This is a genomic window from Amycolatopsis sp. NPDC004169, from assembly GCF_040610315.1.
Lineage (GTDB): Bacteria > Actinomycetota > Actinomycetes > Mycobacteriales > Pseudonocardiaceae > Amycolatopsis.
This window is the reverse complement of sequence record NZ_JBEXMD010000005.1, coordinates 1-20085: the sequence shown is the minus strand read 5'-3', so window position 1 is coordinate 20085 and position 20085 is coordinate 1. Positions and strand designations below refer to the sequence as shown.

The 20085-nt window shown below is 69.7% G+C and carries 21 protein-coding genes; 9 read left to right on the top strand and 12 right to left on the bottom strand.

Annotated elements, in window-relative coordinates; all coding sequences use genetic code 11:
* Positions 1 to 19: 19 nt before the first annotated feature.
* Positions 20 to 1621 (top strand): amidohydrolase, encoded by a 1602-nt coding sequence (locus ABZX11_RS08160; protein ID WP_354910971.1) that lies wholly within the window; start codon positions 20 to 22, stop codon positions 1619 to 1621.
* 4 nt (positions 1622 to 1625) lie between these two features.
* On the opposite strand, the gene ABZX11_RS08155 is transcribed toward ABZX11_RS08160, so the two are convergent.
* Positions 1626 to 1946: a hypothetical protein gene (locus tag ABZX11_RS08155; RefSeq protein ID WP_354910968.1), complete on the bottom strand. Its 321-nt coding sequence runs from the start codon at positions 1944 to 1946 to the stop codon at positions 1626 to 1628.
* A 55-nt stretch (positions 1947 to 2001) separates the two neighbouring features.
* On the opposite strand from ABZX11_RS08155, the gene ABZX11_RS08150 reads away from it, so the two are divergent.
* From ABZX11_RS08150 to ABZX11_RS08125, 6 genes are all read left to right on the top strand, one after another.
* A complete protein-coding gene (locus ABZX11_RS08150) occupies positions 2002 to 2442 on the top strand; it encodes a GNAT family N-acetyltransferase (protein ID WP_086860184.1) in 441 nt (146 codons plus the stop codon).
* Positions 2443 to 2482: 40 nt separating this feature from the next.
* Positions 2483 to 3166, top strand: coding sequence for a metal-dependent transcriptional regulator (locus tag ABZX11_RS08145; protein WP_013230121.1), 684 nt, complete (start codon positions 2483 to 2485; stop codon positions 3164 to 3166).
* Between the two features lie 68 nt (positions 3167 to 3234).
* Positions 3235 to 4053, top strand: a complete 819-nt coding sequence (locus tag ABZX11_RS08140) for an LLM class flavin-dependent oxidoreductase (RefSeq protein WP_354910964.1) — start codon at positions 3235 to 3237, stop codon at positions 4051 to 4053.
* Between the two features lie 73 nt (positions 4054 to 4126).
* Positions 4127 to 4459: a transcriptional regulator gene (locus tag ABZX11_RS08135; protein ID WP_167384931.1), complete on the top strand. Its 333-nt coding sequence runs from the start codon at positions 4127 to 4129 to the stop codon at positions 4457 to 4459.
* Positions 4460 to 4479: 20 nt separating this feature from the next.
* Positions 4480 to 5538: an alcohol dehydrogenase catalytic domain-containing protein gene (locus ABZX11_RS08130; protein WP_354910961.1), complete on the top strand. Its 1059-nt coding sequence runs from the start codon at positions 4480 to 4482 to the stop codon at positions 5536 to 5538.
* Between the two features lie 248 nt (positions 5539 to 5786).
* Positions 5787 to 6413, top strand: coding sequence for an alpha-ketoglutarate-dependent dioxygenase AlkB (locus tag ABZX11_RS08125; protein ID WP_354910958.1), 627 nt, complete (start codon positions 5787 to 5789; stop codon positions 6411 to 6413).
* Here the strand turns inward: ABZX11_RS08125 and ABZX11_RS08120 are convergent.
* The gene (locus ABZX11_RS08120) at positions 6410 to 6988 is read right to left on the bottom strand and encodes a winged helix-turn-helix domain-containing protein (RefSeq protein WP_354910955.1); all 579 of its coding nucleotides are present in this window, start codon (positions 6986 to 6988) and stop codon (positions 6410 to 6412) included. The two genes, ABZX11_RS08125 and ABZX11_RS08120, sit on opposite strands and share 4 nt — an antisense overlap.
* A 160-nt stretch (positions 6989 to 7148) precedes the next feature.
* On the opposite strand from ABZX11_RS08120, the gene ABZX11_RS08115 reads away from it, so the two are divergent.
* On the top strand, positions 7149 to 7385 hold the full coding sequence (locus ABZX11_RS08115; RefSeq protein ID WP_354910953.1) for a hypothetical protein: 237 nt from the start codon (positions 7149 to 7151) through the stop codon (positions 7383 to 7385).
* A 100-nt stretch (positions 7386 to 7485) separates the two neighbouring features.
* Here the strand turns inward: ABZX11_RS08115 and ABZX11_RS08110 are convergent, their stop codons facing one another.
* The 6 genes from ABZX11_RS08110 to ABZX11_RS08085 form a co-directional block, all read right to left on the bottom strand.
* A complete protein-coding gene (locus tag ABZX11_RS08110) occupies positions 7486 to 8436 on the bottom strand; it encodes a 5'-nucleotidase (RefSeq protein ID WP_354910950.1) in 951 nt (316 codons plus the stop codon).
* Between the two features lie 223 nt (positions 8437 to 8659).
* Positions 8660 to 9496, bottom strand: coding sequence for a biotin-dependent carboxyltransferase family protein (locus tag ABZX11_RS08105; protein ID WP_354910948.1), 837 nt, complete (start codon positions 9494 to 9496; stop codon positions 8660 to 8662).
* Positions 9493 to 10104 (bottom strand): allophanate hydrolase subunit 1, encoded by a 612-nt coding sequence (locus ABZX11_RS08100; protein ID WP_354910946.1) that lies wholly within the window; start codon positions 10102 to 10104, stop codon positions 9493 to 9495. Before ABZX11_RS08100 ends, ABZX11_RS08105 begins: the two co-directional genes overlap by 4 nt.
* The gene (locus ABZX11_RS08095) at positions 10101 to 10850 is read right to left on the bottom strand and encodes a 5-oxoprolinase subunit PxpA (RefSeq protein ID WP_217709655.1); all 750 of its coding nucleotides are present in this window, start codon (positions 10848 to 10850) and stop codon (positions 10101 to 10103) included. The genes ABZX11_RS08100 and ABZX11_RS08095 overlap by 4 nt, the downstream gene beginning before the upstream one ends.
* 1 nt (position 10851) lies before the next feature.
* Entirely contained in the window at positions 10852 to 11646 is a 795-nt protein-coding gene (locus ABZX11_RS08090; RefSeq protein WP_176174670.1) for a putative hydro-lyase, read from the bottom strand.
* A 9-nt stretch (positions 11647 to 11655) separates the two neighbouring features.
* Positions 11656 to 12900: an MFS transporter gene (locus ABZX11_RS08085; RefSeq protein ID WP_354910941.1), complete on the bottom strand. Its 1245-nt coding sequence runs from the start codon at positions 12898 to 12900 to the stop codon at positions 11656 to 11658.
* Positions 12901 to 13017: 117 nt separating this feature from the next.
* On the opposite strand from ABZX11_RS08085, the gene ABZX11_RS08080 reads away from it, so the two are divergent.
* Entirely contained in the window at positions 13018 to 13743 is a 726-nt protein-coding gene (locus ABZX11_RS08080; RefSeq protein ID WP_176174672.1) for a GntR family transcriptional regulator, read from the top strand.
* 213 nt (positions 13744 to 13956) lie between these two features.
* On the opposite strand, the gene ABZX11_RS08075 is transcribed toward ABZX11_RS08080, so the two are convergent.
* The 4 genes from ABZX11_RS08075 to ABZX11_RS08060 are packed head-to-tail and all read right to left on the bottom strand — an operon-like array spanning position 13957 to position 19504.
* Positions 13957 to 15318: a chitinase gene (locus ABZX11_RS08075; protein ID WP_176174673.1), complete on the bottom strand. Its 1362-nt coding sequence runs from the start codon at positions 15316 to 15318 to the stop codon at positions 13957 to 13959.
* Entirely contained in the window at positions 15315 to 17174 is a 1860-nt protein-coding gene (locus tag ABZX11_RS08070; protein WP_354910938.1) for a ricin-type beta-trefoil lectin domain protein, read from the bottom strand. The genes ABZX11_RS08075 and ABZX11_RS08070 overlap by 4 nt, the downstream gene beginning before the upstream one ends.
* Complete coding sequence (locus ABZX11_RS08065) at positions 17171 to 18238, bottom strand: ricin-type beta-trefoil lectin domain protein (protein ID WP_354910936.1); 1068 nt, start codon at positions 18236 to 18238, stop codon at positions 17171 to 17173. Before ABZX11_RS08065 ends, ABZX11_RS08070 begins: the two co-directional genes overlap by 4 nt.
* A gap of 54 nt (positions 18239 to 18292) precedes the next feature.
* Entirely contained in the window at positions 18293 to 19504 is a 1212-nt protein-coding gene (locus ABZX11_RS08060) for a family 16 glycosylhydrolase (protein WP_354910933.1), read from the bottom strand.
* Positions 19505 to 20085 lie beyond the last annotated feature (581 nt).

Here is a 20085-nt window from a genome sequence, read left to right as displayed (position 1 = left end):
ATCGATAGCCTCTGGACTCGTGCGAGTCGATGCGGTCTACGAAAACGCCACCGTCTGGACGGGCGCGGGTCTGACCAGCGCCCTCGCGGTCCTGCACGGCCGCGTGGTCGCGCTGGGTGACGACGCCCTGGAGCTGTCCGCGCGCACCCGCGTCGACCTGGCCGGCGGCTTCGTCGTGCCCGGCTTCCACGACGCGCACAACCACATGGCGTGGTTCGGCATGGGCCTCGACGACGTCCCGCTCAGCGACTGCCGCAGCGTCGAGGAGGTCTACGACGCCGTCGCCGCGCGCGCCGCGACGCTCCCGGCTGGGAGCTGGGTGGTCGGCAGCGGGTACGACCAGAACAAGCTCGTGGGCGGCCACCCCGATCGGCACGGCCTCGACCGCGCCGCGCCGGGGATGCTCGTGCGGCTCAAGCACACGTCCGGGCACATGACCGTGGTCAACTCGGCCGTGCTCGACCGGCTCGACCTGGCGCACGTCCCGGTCGGCGGCGACGTCGTGTTCGACGACGGCGGCTCGCCGACCGGCCTGCTGCGCGAACAGGCCCAGCTGCTGCTGCGGCCGCTCACCTACCCGACCCCCACCGACCGGGTGGTGCGCGGGCTCGAGCGCGCGTCCGAGCGGTACCTGAGCGAGGGCATCACCAGCGTCCAGGAAGCCGGGATCGGCGGTGGCCTGGTCGGCGAGACGCCCGCCGAACTGGCCGCCTACCAGCAGGCGCGCGACCGCGGCGTGCTGCGCGTGCGCAGCACGGTGATGGTCGCCGCGAGCGTGCTGCACGACCTGCCCGACGACGCCGGCTTCGGCCTCGACCTCGGCGTGCGCACCGGCCTCGGCGACGAGTGGCTGCGCATCGGCCCGATGAAGTTGTTCGCCGACGGCTCCCTGGTCGGGCGCACCTGCGCGATGCACGACCCGTTCGACGGCGAGCCGGACAACCGCGGCTACTTCCAGGTGCCCGAGGACGAGCTGACCCGCACGATCCGCCGCGCCCACGAGGCGGGCTGGCAGATCGCGACGCACGCGATCGGCGACCGCGCGATCACCGTCGTCCTCGACGCCTACGAAGCCGCGTTGGCCGCTTCGCCGCGCACGGACCACCGGCACCGCATCGAGCACTGCGCGGTGCTCCAGCCCGCGGAGCTGGCCCGGCTCGCGTCGCTCGGCATCATCCCGTCGCCGCAGGGCCGGTTCGTCAACGAGCTCGGCGACGGCATGCGCGCCGCGCTCGGGGAAGCCCGGGTGCCGTGGTGCTACCGGCTGCGCAGCGTCCTCGACGCGGGGTGCGTGCTGCCCGCGTCCTCGGACCGGCCCGTCGTGAACGGCGCGCCGCTGCTCGCGCTGGCCGACATGGTGCGTCGGCGCACGGCGTCAGGCGCGCCCTTCGCACCCGAAGAGGCGCTGACGCCGGAGCAGGCGTTGCGCGCGTACACGTACGGCTCGGCCTACGCGACCTTCGCCGAGCGCGACCTGGGCACGCTCGAGCCCGGCAAGCTCGCCGATTTCGCCGTGCTGTCCGGTTCGCCGCTGGACGAGTCCGCTGTGGACGCGCTCGCTTCCGGAGAACTCAGCGTGCAAGGCACCGCCGTCGGCGGCGAACTGCGTTATCAAGCGTGATGACTCACTTCCTCTCCGCGAACTCGAGTGCTTCCTCGGCCAGTGCGGCCCAGGGGTGTGGCGACCCCGGGTCGAGCGCCAGCCATTCCTTCATCGGGGTGCCCTTGTTGGCGTCGAAGCGCACCCCGTGCCCACCTTCGACCAGCTCGTCCACCCGGCCTCGGGGCAGCTTGAGCACCAGCTGCCCGCGGACGAACATCGCGAAGATCCGGCCGTGCGCGCGCAGCGCCGTGCGCCCGAACCCGCCGGTCGTGCCGGGTGGCGTGATGCCCGGACGTCCGGTGAACTCGTCGACCAGGTCCTCGAACTTCTCCTCTGGTGCCATCGACCACCTCCGACCACGACCGTAACGACCACCACCGACAAAACCGGGAGGCGAGATGCCCGTCCGCGACGCCGTCTTCGAAGACATCGAGGAAATCTGCGCGCTCATCGAGGAGCACGCCGTCTACGAGGACAACCACGACCTGAAGCTGGACCGCGCCGAGATGAGCGGGCACCTGTTCGGGCCGGACCCGAAGGCGTGGGTGCTGATCGCGACCCCGCCGGGCGAGCCGGGAACGGTGGCCGGCTTCGCCTTCTGCAGCTGGAACTTCTCCACCTGGGAGGCGCGGCCGGGGATCTGGCTGGACGACCTGTTCGTCCGGCCCGCGCACCGCCGCCACGGCCTCGGCGGCGAGCTGCTGGACGAGCTGCGCAACCGCACGACCGGCCGCGTCGAGTGGGACATGCAGGAGGGCAACGAAAAGGGCGAGGCGTTCTACGCCCAGCTCGGCGCGGAGCCGGTCCCCGGCTGGATCCGCTACCGCTGGCGGCCGTGAACTTTCACGAGAAAGAACCCGGCCCCGTATCGTATGCGGTATGGGAGATGGTTCGGTCCGGAGGTCCTCGTCGGTCGAGGACTACGTCCGGGTGATCTACGGCCTGGTCGAGCGGGGAGAGGCGGTCACCAACGCGTCGCTCGCCGGCCGCCTGGAGGTCAGCCCGTCCTCGGCGTCGGGGATGGTCACGAAGCTGTCCCAGCTGGGCCTGGTCACCCACGTGCCGTACCGCGGCATCGAGCTGACGGCCGACGGAAGGCTCCTGGCGCGCTCGGTGCTGCGGCGCCACCGGCTGATCGAGACGTACCTGGTGTCGGAGCTCGGCTACACGTGGGACGAGGTCCACGCGGAGGCGGACGCGCTGGAGCACGCGGTGTCGGACAGGCTGGTCGAGCGCATCGCGGCGAAGCTCGGCAACCCGGTCCGCGACCCCCACGGCGACCCGATCCCGGCCCCGGACGGCAGCGTCGAGGAGCTGCCGGTCCGCATCCTGGACGACCTCCCGCCGGGTGCGGTCGGCGAGATCGTCCGGGTCTGGGACACCGACCCGGAGCTGCTGAGGTACCTGACGGAACACGCGATCAACCTGGGCGAACGCATCGAGGTCGTGGAGCGCCAGCCGTTCGGGGGACCGATGGTGGTCAAGGTGGGGTCCCCGCCGGACGCGGCGACGCACGCGATCGGCAAGGAGATCGCGCAGGCGTTGTCGGTCACCCTGCGCTGAGGGGCGTACGCGCGGGTGACGTCGTGAAGCGGATGTGGTGACCACCTCCGCCCCGCGACCATCACCCCATGAAACCCTTCCGCTTCGGCGTCGTCGCCGGTTACGCGCCCGACTTGACCTCCTGGACCGCCCAAGCCGAACGGGTCGAGAAGCTCGGCTTCGACACCCTGCTCGCCACCGATCCCGTCGGTGCCGCCGATCCCTTCGTGCTGCTCGGGGCGGCCGCCGCGGTCACCATCGATCTCACCGTCGGCACCTTCGTGCTCGCCGACCCCTTCCGCAGCGCGGAAGCGCTCGACTGGCAGGCGCAGACCCTGCACCGGCAGACGCGCGGGCGGTTCGAGCTCGGGCTCGGCGTCGGGCGGCCCGGGGCGGGCGAACACGCGAAGAGCCTCGGGCGGGAGTTCCCCTCACCGGGTGAGCGCATCACACGGATGGCCGCCACCATCGCGCACCTGAAGCGAACACCCGATCGGCCGCCGTTGATGCTCGCCGCCGGGGGGCCGAAAATGCTGGCGCTCGCCGCGCAAGAAGCCGACACCGTCACGTTCTCCTGGATGCCGAAAACCACCGAAACCGAGGCGCAGTCCATTGTGGATCGATTCCGAGAACTGGCCGGGGAACGGCTCCCCGGGATCGAGCTCGGCCTGAACCTGATGGCCGTCGGGACCGCGCCGTCGCCGGGGATCGCGAGGTGGGCGGGGGTCGACGTGCCCGAGCTCGCCGCGGGCGGGGCCGTCACCGTGCTGCCCGAGGATCCCGGTGCGGCGACGGAAACCCTTCTCCGGTGGCGGGAACGGTGGGGGATTTCCTACGTCACGATCAACTCCGGCTACGCGGAACCGTTCGCCGCGATCGCCGACGAGACCCGCAAGGCAGGTGGGTGAGGGCCCTTCCGATCTTGGGAAGCTGCGCCTACGCTCCAATGTTCTGTAAACGGAAGTGGTTCGGAGCGTTGTGATGACCGGTCAGCGAACACGCACCATCGACCGGGGGGAACAGGCGGAGCTGAGCCGGCTGCTGGCAGCCGGACCGTTCGACGTGGCCCTGCGGGCGGCGATCCGGGCCCGCGGCCTCGGCCTCGAGCGGATCCGCTATCGCTTGCGCGGCAGGGGAACCACGGTCAGCCTGGCCACCCTCAGCCACTGGCAGTCCGGGCGGTGCCGTCCCGAGCGGCCGGAATCGTTGGAGGCGTTGCGGAATCTCGAGGACATCCTGAACGTGCCCGACGGCTCGCTCAGCAAGCTGCTCGGCCCGCCGCGGGCCAGAACGAGGTTCCACGCGCTCAATTGAGCGACGGCTAGGCTCGCGGCATGCGAGCTGTCGTCATGGAGGAGTTCTGCGTCCCGCCCGTCGTGCGGGACGTGCCCGAGCCGGTGGCCGCGCCGGGCGGTGCGGTGATCGAGGTCGACGCCACCGGCGTCTGCCGCAGCGACTGGCACACCTGGCAGGGGCACGACACCGCCGTCACGCTGCCGCACGTCGCCGGGCACGAGCTCGCCGGCCGGATCGTCGCGCTCGGCGACGGCGTCCGCGGCTGGGAACTCGGCGCGCGCGTCACCGTGCCCTTCGTCTGCGCGTGCGGCAGCTGCGCCCAGTGCGCCCGCGGCGACCGGCAGATCTGCGACCGCGAGTTCCAGCCCGGCGCCACGCACTGGGGGTCCTTCGCCGAGCGCGTCGCCATCGAGCACGCCGAAACGAACCTGGTCGCGCTGCCGGACTCGCTCGGCGCCGCCGAGGCCGCGGCGCTGGGCTGCCGGTTCGGCACGGCGTTCCGCGCGGTGCTGCGGCAGGGCCGGGTCACCGCGGGCCAGTGGGTTTCGGTGTACGGCTGCGGCGGCGTGGGGATCTCCGCGGTGCTGCTGGCCGTGGCGGCGGGCGCGAAGGTCGTCGCGGTCGACGTCTCGACCGCGGCGCTGCAGCTCGCCGCGAAGTCGGGAGCCGCGGTCACCGTCGATTCCTCGGCGTTCGACGGCCCGGAAGCCGTCGCCGAACACGTCCGCGAGCTGACCGGCGGCGGCACGCACGTCTCGCTCGACTGCCTCGGCTCGCCGTCGACCTGCGCGGCGTCGGTCGGCAGCCTCCGCAAGCGCGGCCGGCACGTCCAGGCCGGGCTGATGCCGCCCGCGCAGGGCATCGCGCCGATCCCGATGCACCGCGTCATCGGCGGCGAGCTGGAGCTGGTCGGCATCCACGGCCTGCAGGCGCACGAGTACCCGGAGCTGCTGCGCGTGGTCGAGACGGCGGGCATCGACCTGGCCGCGCTGATCGGACGGCGCATCGGCCTCGACGACGTCCCGGCCGCGCTCGCGGCGATGAACGACCCCGTCCCGGCGCAGGCGGGCGTCACCGTCGTCACCTTCGGTGACTGATCGGCCGCGCCGCGGTCAAGAGACCCGTTCGTAGCTGATCCACGCTGGCTTGTGACATTCAGGTGTGGGAACGTCTATTCCATGGTGGCCCAGGGCGAGGGGACGCGGCCGCAGGACCGTCCCGTTGGTCCGTTGGGGCGGGCCCTGCGGCTGTTCACCGCCGCCGGGATCACGTTCCGTGGCCACCGGGTCGTGCCCTCGACGATCACCGAACGTGCCCGGCGGAAGTCTCCGGCACAATCGAGGTGATGGACGCCCTCCTGCCGCGCCCGCGCGCCGAACTGGCGCCCGGAGCCGTGCACCTGCCCGACTGGCTCGGTTTCGACGAGCAGCGTGACCTGGTCGCCGCCTGCCGCGGCTGGTCCGGCTACTGCCACACGCGGCTGCCCAACGGCGGCGTGATGTCGGTGAAGTCGGTCTGCCTCGGCTGGCACTGGTACGCGTACGGCTACTCGCGCACCACCGGCGATGGCAAGCCGGTGCTGCCGTTCCCGGACTGGCTCGGCGACCTCGGCCGCCGGGCGCTGGCGGCCGCGTACGGCGAGCCTGCCGAGTCGTACGCGCCGGACATCGCGCTGGTCAACTTCTACGACGCCACCGCGAAAATGGGGCTGCACCAGGACAAGGACGAGCGCAGCCTGGAGCCGGTGGTGTCGTTCAGCCTCGGTGACGCCTGCGTGTTCCGCTTCGGCAACACCGAAACTCGCGGCCGGCCGTACACCGACGTCGAGCTGCGCTCGGGCGACGTGTTCGTGTTCGGCGGGGAGTCCCGGCTCGCCTACCACGGCGTGCCGAAGACGCTGCCGGGCACCGCGGACCCGGCACTGGGCCTGAACGGGCGGCTGAACATCACGCTACGGGTGTCCGGCTTCTAGTCCTCAGTGGACTCCTCTTCGGGTACCACGATGAACCGCACGGCCACCGCCCGTGAACCCGCCGGGTGCTGCCCCGGCTCGGTCGCGTACTTCCACACCAGGTTCTGGTACTCCTCGACGAACGAGGTGACCTGCTCCTTCGTCAGGTGCAGCCCGGCGCGGTGGATCTGGTTCCAGCCCTCCGAAGTCTCGTACCCGGCGTACGCCCGCGTGACCAGGCCCAGGTCGTGGCTCAGCTTGAGCGCGCCCAGCTTGAGCATCGCCTCGCGCTCGTCCGGCGCCAGCTCGAGGCCGGGTGGGGTGTAGATGTCCTTCGAGCGTGACTTCCACCAGCGCTCGCGGCCGTCGCCGCGGTCGGTGAGCTCCTCGATCAGCTCCAGGTCGGCCAGCTTGCGGAGGTGGTAGCTGGTCGTCCCGGTGCTCTCGCCGAGGGCCTTCGCGACGCTCGTCGAGTTCGCTTCGCCGTGTTTGCCCAGGTAGCTGAGGATGTCCCGGCGCACCGGGTTGGCGAGTGCCTTGTAGAAGGCCTTGAGGTCCGCGCCGGTCAGGACGCGCTTCTCGGGACGTTCGACCATGCCGCCAGACTACTACAGAGATTGTTTGCAAAGGATCTCTGCAATCGCTACCTTGGGTCGGGAGAGAACTGGGGGGTTCGCATGAAGAAGCTCTTCCGGGCCGCGGGGCCGTGCCTGCTGGCCTGCCTGTCGGTCGCCCCGCCGCGGCCGGTGCCGGCGCATGTCTGAGCTGGACGCGCGGCTGCGCGACGAGATCGACGACCAGGTCGCCGAGGCCCTGGACGCCTACCTCGCCGAGCGAGGCGCACCGCGGCCGCGGCGCGCGTGGCCCGTGGTGGTGACGGTGGCACTGGGGGTCGCCACCACCTGGCTGGTCCCGGGCGCGGCCTGGGCGGCGTGGCTCGCGATCGCCGTCGCGAACCTGGGGTATTCGCTGCCGTGGAATCGGACAGGCTGACCTTATGTTGGTTCGTCTGAAAGACGGAATTAAATTTTCGTGAACGAGTCTTGCGTGAAAAGTGATAGTTGATCGTTACGTCGAACGTCGACGTCCTATTTTACTGATCGCTTTCCTGTTCGAAGGGTGATCGCTCATTGATAACTCCGAACGGTACGTGGACGCTGGGAATCTGAGTTGTCTTCCGAAGGTGTCGTGCCTGGTCGTCGAAGAATACGTGGGGCTTCATTACATCCAAGATGACACTCTTGTCGATTCCGCCCAGGAAGAACGCCTCATTGACGGTCACGCCCCATGACTTCAGGCTGGTGACGGCTCTTTCGTGGGAAGGAGCGTTTCGTGCGGTCACAATTGAGATCCGTACACGAATCTTATAGGAAGGGTCATTCAGTCTTCGCTCTTCCTCGAGGCGTTGCAGACGATTCATGCTGGTCAGGAAGTCATGGAGTGGTCCTGGTGCGTGGGGAGTCACTGAGTTTGCTACTTCGTAGCTGTGGAAATCCTCCAGCGTCCCAGACTGCATCACTCGCTCTGATTCGTCGCTTGCGAGGACGCCGTCGAAGTCGAAGGCGATGCGCAAGTCTTCGTCGTCGTCGTCCACGAAAGAAGACTCCATGACTCGGCCAGCCGGGAGCCCTAGGCTGATCGCGTCGCGCACGTCCGAGTCATCGGCGGATAGAAACAACGACATGTTCAGTGCGTGCATGTACCTGTATGGCGAGCGGCCTTGGGTGAATATTGCTCTTGTGATGGGAAGGTGATGATGGTCGATGGATCGCATCACTCGCATTCCGGTGTCGGGGTCGTTCCTTGATAGCACAATGACTTCCACTGGTGGATCTTCAGGGACAGCCAGGTTATTTAGCGACAGTAGTCGTTTGATGAAAGGGTAGGCAACGCCTGGCGTCAGCGGATTTTCGAGATTTTCCTCCTGGTGTCGGCGGTAGGAGTCCTCTCCTTGATTAACGAAGATCGCGTTCGACTCTTTGAGGTCGAACAGCGCGCTTGAGGCCACTCCTACGACAAGCCGGTCGGCGAGGTTATACGACATGGCAATCCCTAGTCTGCTCCAATGGAAGCTGAGGTACCGGTGCTCTCCTCGTGATGTCGGGGGCCATGTTGGTACGGTTACTGTTCGGGCAACTTCGTGATCGCCGTGCGCGGGAAAAGTTGCGAAAAAGATCTCTGATGACGGCGGCGTGGCTCGCGATCGCGGTCACGAACGTCGCCTGGCTGGTGGCCGTGAGTGGCAGGCGGGGCTGACCGCCTGCCACTCACGACGCGGGACGGAAGCGCACGGTCTGGCCGGGCCGCAGCTGGGCGGCCAGGTCGAGGTCCTCTTCCTCGACGACGGCGATCACCGGGTACCCGCCGGTCGTCGGGTGGTCGGCGTGGAACAGGATCGGCCGGCCCGACGGCGGCACCTGCAGCGATCCCGGCACGCACGCTTCCGACGGCAGCTCGTCGTGGCGGGCGCGGGCCAGCGCCGGGCCGGTGAACCGGATGCCGACGCGGTCGGAGTCCGGTGACACCGTGTACACAGTGGACAGCAGCGCGTCCGGTGCGGTGAACCAGTCGCGCCGCGGGCCCGGCGTCACGCGCAACACCGGTTCCGGCGGCAGCGGCGCCCGCGGCGCGAGGTCCACCGCGGGGAACTCCCGTGGCGCCGGGCCGATCGGCAGCAGCATCCCGGCCGTCACCGGGGGCGGCCCCAGCTTCCCGAGCGTGTCCGTGGCCCGGGAGCCGAGCACCGGCGCCACGTCGATGCCGCCGCGCACCGCGACGTAACACCGCAGGCCCGACACCGCCGTGCCCAGCGACAGCTCCTCCCCGGGCCACAGCGTGATCGGCCCGTCGAGGCCGCCCTTCGAGAGCGGGCAGGCGGCGCCGGTGACCGCCACCGTCGTCACGCTCGACGCGCGCAGCACCAGCCCGCCGAGCGTCACCTCCAGCGCAGCGGCTCCGGGAGGGTTCCCGACCAGCCGGTTGGCCAGCCGGAACGACCCGCGGTCGGCCGCGCCGGACCGGCCGACGCCGAGGGCGGCGTGGCCCGGGCGGCCGAGGTCCTGCACCGTCGTGGCGAACCCGGGCCGGACGACTTCGAGCTTCACGGCCGCACCGCCTCGAACCGCACGCGAGTACCCGGTGGCAGCAGGTTCGGCGGGTCGCGCTCGACGTCCCACACCGGCACGTCCGTCCGGCCCAGCAACCGCCAGCCGCCGGGGGACGCGCTCGGGTAGACCGCGCTGTACTCGCCGGCGATCGCCACCGATCCCGCGGGGATGCGGGTGCGCGGCGACGACCGGCGGGACACGTGCAGCGCGGGATCCGAGCCGGTCAGGTAGGCGAACCCCGGCGCAAAGCCGCAGAACGCCGAGACGTACGCACCCGCCGTGTGCCGCGCGACCAGCGAAGCCACGCTCAGCCCCGTCTCCGCGGCGACGTCCGCCAGGTCCTCGCCGTCGTACACCACCGGGATCACCACCTCGCCGGCGCCGGTCGGCGCACTGTCCACAGGGGACACCCGACGCAGCAGCGCGCCCAGCCGGTCCGGGTTCGTCACCGCGGGGTCGAACCGGACCAGCAGGGTCCGCGCGGCCGGGACGAGCTCGACGACGCCGTCGGGCGGCGCCTGCGTCAACGCGGCCTGCAACCCCAGCACGTCGGTGGTTTCGACCAGCACCGCGCGCCGTCCGCTGGGCAGCAACCGGACGGTCATCCGGTGAACGCGCCCAGCTGGACGCCCGCTCCGCTCAGCGCGGCCTCGATCCGCCGGGCCAGCTCGACCGCACCCGGGGTGTCCCCGTGCACGCACAGGGAGTCCGGGCGCAGCTCCAGCTTCTCGCCGCTCTCCGTCACGACGCCGCCGGTCGCCATGCCGACCGCGCGCTCGGCCACCAGGTCGGCGTCGTGCAGGACCGCGCCCGGCTGCCCGCGGGGGACGAGCTTGCCGCTCGCGGTGTAGGCCCGGTCCGCGAACGCCTCCGCGTACGCGACGACGCCGGCCTGCTCCGCCTCGCGCTGCATCTCCGAGTCGGGCAGGCAGAGCAGCGCCAGCTCGGGGTCGTACCGGCGGAGGCCCTCGACGATCGCCGCCGCCTGCTCGACGTCCACCGCCGCGGTGTTGTACAGCGCGCCGTGCGGCTTCACGTACGACACGCGGCTGCCGGCCGCGCGCGCGAACGCGTCGAGCGCGCCGATCTGGTAGAGCACTTCGTCCGCCAGCTGCTCGGGTGCGATGTCGAGCGCGCGCCTGCCGAAGCCGGCCAGGTCGCGGTAGCCGACGTGCGCCCCGATCGCGACGCCGCGCGCGGCCGCCAGCTCGCACACCCGCCGCATCACCGACGGATCGCCGGCGTGGAAGCCGCACGCGATGTTCGCGCTGGTCACGATGTCGAGCATGGCTTCGTCGTCGCCCATCTTCCAGGCGCCGAAGCCCTCGCCGAGGTCGCTGTTCAGGTCCATTTCAGCCCACCCGGTATTCGCTGTCGTACCGATCGGTTATGAACATGTACCCCGGTGCGTGGGTGATCGCAAAGGGGGGCCGGGACGCCATCAGCGCGGCCTGCGGCGTGACCCCGCAGGCCCAGAACACCGGGACGTCGCCGGGCTCGGCGGCCACCGGATCGCCGAAGTCCGGCCGGGACAGGTCCGTGATGCCCAGCGCACCCGGATCGCCGACGTGCACCGGGCCGCCGTGCACGGCGGGCATCGCGCGGGTGATCCGGATCGCGTCGGCGACCCGGTCCTCCGGGATCTGCCGCATCGACACCACCATCGGGCCGAACAGGCGCCCGGCGGGCTCGCACTGCCGGTTCGTCACGTACATCGCGACGTTGCGGCCCTGGTCGACGTGCCGCAGCGGGACGCCCTCGGCGGCCAGCGCCGTTTCGAACGTGAAGCTGCAGCCGATGGAGAAGGCGACCATGTCGCTGCGCCACAGGCCGGTCGCGTCCGACACCTCGCCGGCCAGGACGCCGTTCTGCCAGATCCGGTAGCGCGGCAGGTCGGTGCGCAGGTCCGCGCCCTCGGCGAGCTTGGTGGCCGGGTCACCGGGGTCGGTGACGTCGAGCAGCGGGCACGCCTGCGGGTTGCGGGTGCAGAACAGCAGGACGTCGTAGGCCCAGTCCTCGGGTACGGCGATCAGGTTGGTCTGGGTGAAACCGCTGGCCCAGCCCGTCGTCGGGTGGGCGGTGCCGGTGCGGAACGCCGCCCGCGCTTGCGCCGGGGTGTAGGTGGCCGGTTCGTCGAAGGTCGTCATTTCGCCCCCTCAGTCCACGAGTTCGATACCGCGGGTTTCCGGCAGCCCGAGCAGGGCCAGCACCGCGATGCCGTACCCGAGCGCGCCGAACACGATCGCGCCGCCCGCACCGAGGAAGCCGACGATGGTCGGGAAGATCGCCCCGACCGCGCGGCCGAAGTTGTACGTGAAGCCCTGCCCGGTGCCGCGCAGCGCGGTCGGGTACAGCTCGGCGAGGAACGCGCCGAAGCCGCTGAAGATCGCGGACATCGAGAAGCCGAGCGGGAAGCCGAGCACCAGCACGAGGCCGTTGGCCCCCTTGGGGATCTGCGTGTACGCGACGATCAGGGCGGCCGACAGCAGTGCGAACGTCAGAAAGGTCTTCTTGCGCCCCAGCAGGTCGGTCAGGTAGCCGCCGCAGACGTACCCGACGAAGGCGCCGGTGATGAGGAACGCGAGGTAGCCGCCGGTGCCGATCACGGTCAGCTCGCGCGTCTTCTTCAGGTAGGACGGCAGCCACGTCGAGATCGTGTAGTACCCGCCCTGGACGCCGGTGGCCAGCAGCGCGGCGAAGAACGTCGTCCGCAGGAGATCGGCCTTGAAGATCTGCTTGAGCGTCCCCTTCGGGCGCTCGGCCTTCAGCCGCTCCTCGGCGCGCGGCGCGTCCTGGACGCTCTTGCGGACCCACAGCACGAGCAGCGCCGGGATGACGCCGGTCCAGAACATGATCCGCCAGGCAACGTCGTCGCCGGCCACGCTGAACACGACGGTGTAGACGATCACCGACAGGCCCCAGCCGACCGCCCACGCGCTCTGCACGAAGGCCACGGTCCGGCCGCGGTACTTCGCCTGCGAGTACTCGGCGACCAGAGCCGCACCGGCCGCCCACTCGCCGCCGAAGCCGAGGCCCTGCAGCGCGCGGAAGACCAGCAGCGTCTCGAAGTTCGGCGCGAAGCCGCAGAGCACGGTGAAGATCGTGTACATCGCGATGGTGATCTGCAGCGTCCGGACGCGGCCGATCCGGTCGGCCAGCATGCCGGCGCCGACGCCGCCGACGGCCGACACGACCAGCGTCGTCGTGCCGAGCAGGCCGGCTTCACCGCTCGAAATGCCGAAGTAGGCGGTGATCGCGGCCAGGCCGAGCGGCAGGGTCTGGTAGTCGAACGAGTCCAGGCCGTACCCGCCGAACGCGCCCAGGAAGGCGCGGCGGCCACGTTTCCCGAGTGTGCGGAACCAGTCGAACGGCCGGGCCTCGGTTGCGGTTGTGGCAGTCATGGGGCACCTCCTGGCCAGTGTCTCTCATCGTGGCGTGCCTCACACGGTAGGGATTGTTGAACAATTCCACAAGATGCCAATTGGATCGTCCCCCGAGTGGCGGGTAGCCTTGTCCTCGTGGTCATCGAAGACAGCGTCGTCACGGGCCTCGAAGCCGACCGCGGCCTGGTCACGCGCAAGAGCACGGCCGAGCGGGTCGCCGGCGTCCTCCGCAAGCGCATCGCGGAGGGCTTCTTCCTCCCCGGCGGGCGGCTCTCGGAGCAGGACATCGGCAACGCGCTCGGGGTCTCCCGCAACACCCTCCGCGAAGCGTTCCGGCTGCTCACGCACGAGCGGCTGCTGGCACACGAGCTCAACCGCGGGGTCTTCGTCCGCATCCCGAGCGTCGAAGACGTCACCGACATCTACCGGGTGCGCAAGATCATCGAGTGCGCGGCGGTCCGCGGGGTCACGGCCAAGCCGGCGTCCTTCGCGCGGATCAAGGAGAAGGTCGACATCGGGGACGAGGCCGCGCGCAGCGGCAACTGGAAGGACCTCGGTACCGCGAACGTCTGGTTCCACCAGGAGCTCGCCGCGCTGTCCGGCAGCGAGCGGGTCAACGAGCTGGTCGGGCGGCTGACCGCCGAGCTGCGGCTGGTGTTCCACATCATGGCCGAGCCGCGGCGCTTCCACGAGCGCTACCTGCCGCGCAACCACGAAATCCTCGACCGCATCGAGGCCGGCGACGGCGCGGGCGCGGAGCAGCTGCTGCTGAAGTACCTCGAAGACGCCGAAGAACAGCTGGTGGGCGCGTACGCCGACCGTGCCGAGGCGGCCCGGGCGGCCAGCGCGGCGGCGGAGTAGGTCAGTTCGGGCACGGTTGGCGTCCGGACGGTCCGAGCACCCGCCGCGGGGTACACGCGGTCGATAACCTCGGTGGCGGTTCCGCCGCCGGAGACCCCCAGCGGCAGGCGGAGCCCCTCGCTGCCGGGTCGCCGCTTCCCCAGGGCCGCGGCCCGGCAGCCCGACCGCACGAAGGCCCGGCCGGAACCCGGCCGGGCCTTCCTGGTGCCGGGGTCAGCCGGCGTAGCGGGCGAAGATCCTGGTGAAGTCCCACGCCTGCTGGGAAACACCGGAACAGGTGTCGTTGTTCGGGTAGCCGCCGGGGCAGGGGCGGTCGCGGTTCGCCGACCAGAACGTCAACCGGGCCAGGTGGTGGGAGTTCGCGTAGCCCAGGATCGTGGTGAAGTCGTCGAGCGTGACCGTCTCGCTGTTGTCGGTGATGCCGTTCATCGACGAGATGCCCATGTGCCGGTAGGCCGTGTCGTCGTCGTAGCCGTACGCGCTCTTGACGACGTTCTTGAGGCCCTCGGCCGCCCGCTGCGTCAACGTGCCCATGTTCTGGCCCGCGCCGCCGAAGTCGAACGGCATGATCACCCAGCCGTCGACCGTGAGCCCGGCCTGCGCCGCCCGGTTGACCAGGCTGTTGTCCGGTCCGGACTGGCCGGTGCCGAAGGTGACGTAGATCTTGATGCCCGGGTTGTTCGCGCGGACCGTCTTCAGCGCGTCGACCGTGCGCTGCTGCACCGTCGGGTTGCTGTAGGCGTCGGCCTCGATGTCGATGTCGATCGCCTTGAGGCCGTAGGCGTTGATCACCTTCTGGTACCCGGCCGCCAGCTCGCCCGCGCTGCCGCAGGAGGACTCCAGCTTGTTGCCGGAGTAGCCGCCGAACGACGGGATGACGTCGCCGCCGCCCGCGCGGACGGTGTTGATCGTGTTCTGGTCGACGCCGCCGGTGAGCGCGCGGCCGCCGTCCCACTGCGGGTTGCAGTAGCCGTTGGACAGGATGAAGGCCAGCGTGAACCACTTGACGCCGGTGGCGTTCTGGATCGTCGCCGGGTTGGGCGGGTCGCCCCAGCCGTTGTAGAGGTACGGCGCCACGGCCATCACCCCGGGCCCGGGCGGCGGGGTGGTGCCGCCGCTGGGCAGCGTCCACTGCTGGTTGGCCGTGCTCGCGCACGTCCAGATCTGCAGCCGCGTCCCGTTGGCGCTGGAGTTGCCGGTGGCGTCGAGGCACTTGCCGGACCCGGCGTTGACCAGGTTCTTCGCCGAGTTGGCTGTCCACTTCTGGGCGCCCGAGCCGTTGCAGTCCCAGAGCTGGACCGTGGTGCCGTTCGCGGTGCCCGCACTCGTGACGTCCAGGCACTTGCCCAGCGCCTGCAGGGATCCGTCGGAGCCGACCGTCCACTGCTGGGCGTTCGTGCCGTTGCAGTCGTACAGCTGGATCGCCGTGCCGTTGGCGGTGCTCGCCGCGTTGACGTCGACGCACTTGCCGGCGATGCCGGTGATGGGCCCGGTCGCCGCCTGCGCGACGCCGGGGGCGAGCACCAGCGCCGATGCCGCTGCTACGAGAGCACCGAATGCTGCGAGTTTCTTCATGCGGGCACGTTCCACTTCTGGTTGGCGGCGCCGGTGCAGGTCCAGATCTGCAGCCGGGTGCCGTTGGCGCTGGAGTTGCCGGTCGCGTCGACGCACTTGTTCGAGCCGGCGCCGACGAGGTCCTTGGCCGCGTTCGCGGCCCACCTCTGGTTGGCCGTCCCGCCGCAGTCCCAGAGCTGCAGCTGCGCACCGTCCGCCGTGGACTGTCCGGTGACGTCGAGGCACTTGCCCAGCGCGCGGATCGTGCCGTCGGTGCCGACGGTCCACTGCTGGGCGCTCGAGCCGTTGCAGTCGTAGACCTGGACCGCGGTGCCGTTGGTGCTACTGGCCCCGGCCACGTCGATGCACTTCCCGCCGACACCGGTGATCGGGCCGGTCTTGCCGGTGGTGCCGCCGTTGCCCTGGGTGCCGTTCCAGGTGAACGTCGCCGAGGTGTGGCCGGGCAGCGTGTAGGTGAACGACGAGTTGCCCCAGTTGACGCGCACGCTCTGGTTGCCCGTGCTCGAGTTGTACGCGATCAGGGCCTTCGAGCCGTCCGGGTTCTTCCAGGCGACGTTGCGGACGGTCGAGTTGTCGTTCGAGTCGATCCGGTACGCGCCCGGCTTCACGAACTTCGTCAGGTGACCCATCGTGTAGTACTCGACGGTGTAGTCGACCTGCCCGCTGCGCGAGTCTCCGTTGTGGACGGTGATCAGGCCGGTGCAGGTACCGCAGCCGCCGTTGTGCGGGCCCATGTTCTGGTCGACGCCGAGGCTCCACTTGACGAAGCTCTTCGACCAGTTCCGGGTGTAGTCCACGATGTTGTTCATGTCCTCGGCCTGCTGGTTCGAGATCCAGGTGCCACCGGAGTGCTCGGTCGAGTAGGCGTTGACGTTCGGGTACTGGTTGTGCGTGGTCGTCTGCTGCGCGATGTCGCCGCCGTAGCCGTGCCAGGCCACGCCACCGAAGTTCGGGTGGTTGCGGATGGCCGCGTCGTCCAGGGTGGGCGCGCCGTAGGAGGCGTAGGTGTCCCAGTTCCAGTCGAGGGCCAGGACCTTTGTGGACAGACCGGCGTTCTGGAGCGCGGGCAGCAGGTTGTTCTTCGCGAAGTACGCGAGGCCTGCGCCGTTCCAGTTGGTCGACGGGTAGCTCGAGCAGCACGTCGGCTCGTTCTGCATCGAGACGTAGTCGATCGGCACACCGGCGTCCCGGTAGGCCTGCAGGTACTTGACGAAGTACTGCGCGTAGGCCGGGTAGTACTGCGATTCGACCCAGCCCAGCAAGTAGCTGTCGTTGTCCTTCATCCACGGTGGCGCGCTCCACGGCGACGCCATCACCTTGGCCTGCGGGTTGAGCTGCTTGGCCTGCTTGGTCAGCGGCAGCACGTCGGCTTGGTCGTGCGCGATCGAGAAGTGCGTCAGGTTCGGGTCGGTCTGGCCGGCCGGCATGTCGTCGAAGGTGTAGCTGTAGCGGGCCAGGTCGGACGCGCCGAGCGGGTTGCGGATGAAGCTCAGCCCGATGCCGCTGTTCGGGTCGAACAGCTTGCGCATGGTGTCGTCGCGGGTGGCCTGTGACAGCGCGCCACTGGAGTTCAGCAGCCACGCCGCGGTGTCCGTGAAGGACGCCCCGCCGCCTTCGAACTGCTGGTAGGTCGTGTTTTCGTTGACGTTGATGGTCACGCCGCCGCTGCCGGTGCCGGCGGCGAACGTCACCGGCGTCTGCTGCTGGAGGCCGCGGGTGACGGTCCGGCCGCCGGAGTCGCTGGTCGTGGTGAGCCAGACGTTGACCGTTTCGCCCGCGGCTTGCGCGGGGACGGCGAAGGTGGCCGCGGTGAGCGCCACGGCAGCTGTCGCCGCGAGGAGAGAACGCTTTCTCATGGCAGAGTCCACTTCTGGTTCGCGCCGGACCCGCAGGTCCAGATCTGGAGCCGGGTCCCGTTGGCGCTGGAGTTGCCGGTCGCGTCGAGGCACTTGCCCGAGCCGGCGTTCACGAGGTTCTTCGCCGAGTTGGCGGTCCACTTCTGGGCACCCGAGCCGTTGCAGTCCCAGAGCTGGATCTGCGTTCCGTTCGCGGTGCCCGCGCTGGTGACGTCGAGGCACTTGCCGAGCGCGCGGGCGGAACCATCCGAATTGACCGTCCACTGTTGAGCGCTGGTGCCGTTGCAGTCGTAGAGCTGGACGGCGGCGCCGTTGGCGTTGCTGGCCCCGGCGACGTCGACGCACTTGCCGCCGATACCGGTGATCGCACCGGCGTTCTGTGTGGGCGGCGGTGTCGTGCCGCCCGCGAACTGCGTCGCGACCTGCTCGCCGAGGCTGACCGCGTTGGCGTGGTTCTCGATCGGGTTGACGTGCGTGTTCGGGAACACGATGTACGTCACCGGACCCTCGGTGCCGCCGTTCTTCGGGTCGGGGTTGATGCCGAGGCTGACGGCGGTGGCGTAGGACGCTTCACCGATGATGCTCGTCGGGCCGGTGTCACCGACCACGGCGTAGGTGACCTGGTTGTTGTAGATCACCGCGACGACCGATCCGCCGTCGATGCCGTAGTTGCGGTAGTCCCAAGTGGACGTCGGCTGCGGGAGCACGATGTACGGCAGCTGCGCCGCGTTGAGCGGCTGGTCGGTCGAGGTGTGGAACGCGGTGTCGGGGTAGAAGCAGCAGTCGGTGTTCTCGTTGCACTGCGTGGTGCGGACGCCGTCGCAGTCGATGTCCATGTCGGCCGTGAAGAACACCGCACCGTTCGCCTGGCAGACGGGTACGGTGGCCGCGCCGCCTTCGTCGAAGGAATACTTCCCGTTCGAGATCTGTTGGCAGGATTGGGTTTTGGCGAGCAGTTGGCTCGCCGACGGACCGGCGTTCACCGCCGCCTGCGCGGAGCCGGTCGTGAGGAAGGAAAGCGCTAACAGGGCACAGCCCATTAGCGCGACGAGGATTCGCCGCACTGGTAGTTCTCCTTGGGGAGCGGGCCGGGAGCTACGCGCTCCCGGCCCGGGCGATCAGGGAGTGGTCCACTTCTGGTTGGCGGTGCCGCCGCAGGTCCAGATCTGCAGGCGGGTGCCGTTCGCACTGGAGTTTCCGGTGGCGTCGAGGCACTTGTTCGCGTTGGGGTTGACGATGTCCTTGGCGCCGGTCACGACCCACTGCTGGGCGCCGGTGCCGTTGCAGTCGTAGAGCTGCACGGCTGTTCCGTCCGCGGTGCCCGCGCCGGAGACGTCCATGCACTTGCCGAGGGCGCGGATGGTGCCGTCGGTGCCGACGGTCCAGCTCTGCGCGGCGTTGCCGTTGCAGTCGGTGATCTGGATCGGCGTGCCGTTGGCGGTGTTCGCGCCGGCGACGTCGACGCACTTGCCGCCGATGCCGGTGATCGTGCCGGTCCGGCCGCCGCCCTGGCTGGAGGAGTTGGTCACGTGCACGTAGTCGACGATCAGCTGCTGCGGGAACTGCGTGCTGCTGTTGGGGTCGCCGGGCCAGTACCCGCCGACGGCGAGGTTGAGGATGATGAAGAAGTTGTGGTCGTAGACCCAGCGGTTGCCGTTGAGGTCCGCCGGGGTGCGCGTCTGGTAGAGGTTGCCGTCGACGTACCACTTGATCTGGTTGGGCGCCCAGTCGACGGCGTAGGTGTGGAAGTCGTCGGAGAAGTTCGGGCCGTTGTAGGCCGCGCCGATGCCGCCGGAACCGGAGTAGCCGGGGCCGTGGATGGTGCCGTGCACGGTGTTCGGTTCGAAGCCGACGTTCTCCATGACGTCGATCTCGCCGTCGGTGGGCCAGTTCCCGCCGCCGAGCATCCAGAAAGCGGGCCACATGCCCTGGCCGCGCGGGAGTTTCATGCGGGTTTCGAAGTGGCCGTAGGCCTGGCTGAACTTGCCGGCGGTGTTGAGCCGGGCCGAGGTGTACTCGCAGCGGCCGTACCAGCAGTTGTAGTTGCCGGGGTTTTCCTTCTTGGCGGTGATGACGAGGTGGCCCTGCCCGTCGAGCTGGGCGTTGTTGGTGCCGGAGGTGTAGTACTGCCGTTCGTGGTTGTTGACGTTGTCGCCGGTTTCGAGCTGCCACTTCGACCCGTCGACGGCGGACCCCGCGGGGCCGTTGAAGTCGTCGGTGAAGGTGGCGGCCGCTTCCGCCGGGGCCATCGTGAGGGCTTGCTGCCCGAGCAGGAGCAGCGAGCAGGCGGCGAAGAGTGCCGCCCAGCGCTTCTTTTTGGAGGTGGACATCGTTGTCGCCTCTCTCACCGTGGGGGACGGCGTTCCGCGCGCAGCACGGAACGCGGGGAGGGGGTTGGCCTCGCATGCCGGGGCGGCGGCAGGCGCGACCGATCAGCCGGCGCTCGCTGTCCTGGGCGGGGTCGGACTCGGCGAGCAACGGCGGGCGCTTTGTTGTGCCTGGCAACAAAGTATGCATGGTCCAGACAAGCCGGGCAACCGTTGGGTGGTCATTTTTTTTCAACCCGAATTAAGGGTGTGTGGGAGGTGGGGTGTGGGCTGCGGTGCTGGTGGGGGTGGTTCCCGGTCAGCGGGGCATGGTTGCTTCGGCCCGCTTCGGGTGGACTGCCGGATCGGGCGGTGGCTTCGGGTGCTCTTCCGGACCGCGGTGGCTTTGACCCGCGTTCGGTGGTCTTCCGGGCTGTGCGGCGCTTTGGCTCGCGCTGGGTTGTCTTCCGGACTCGGGTGGCGGTTCTGGCTGTTTCCTTCCGGCACCCCGAAGCCCGATTGTGACTACGGCCGGCGGCGCCGCGTCAAGGCGGGAACCGCCAGCTCCGCCTCCAGGTCGCCGAGGTCCGCCTCCGGGCCGAAGG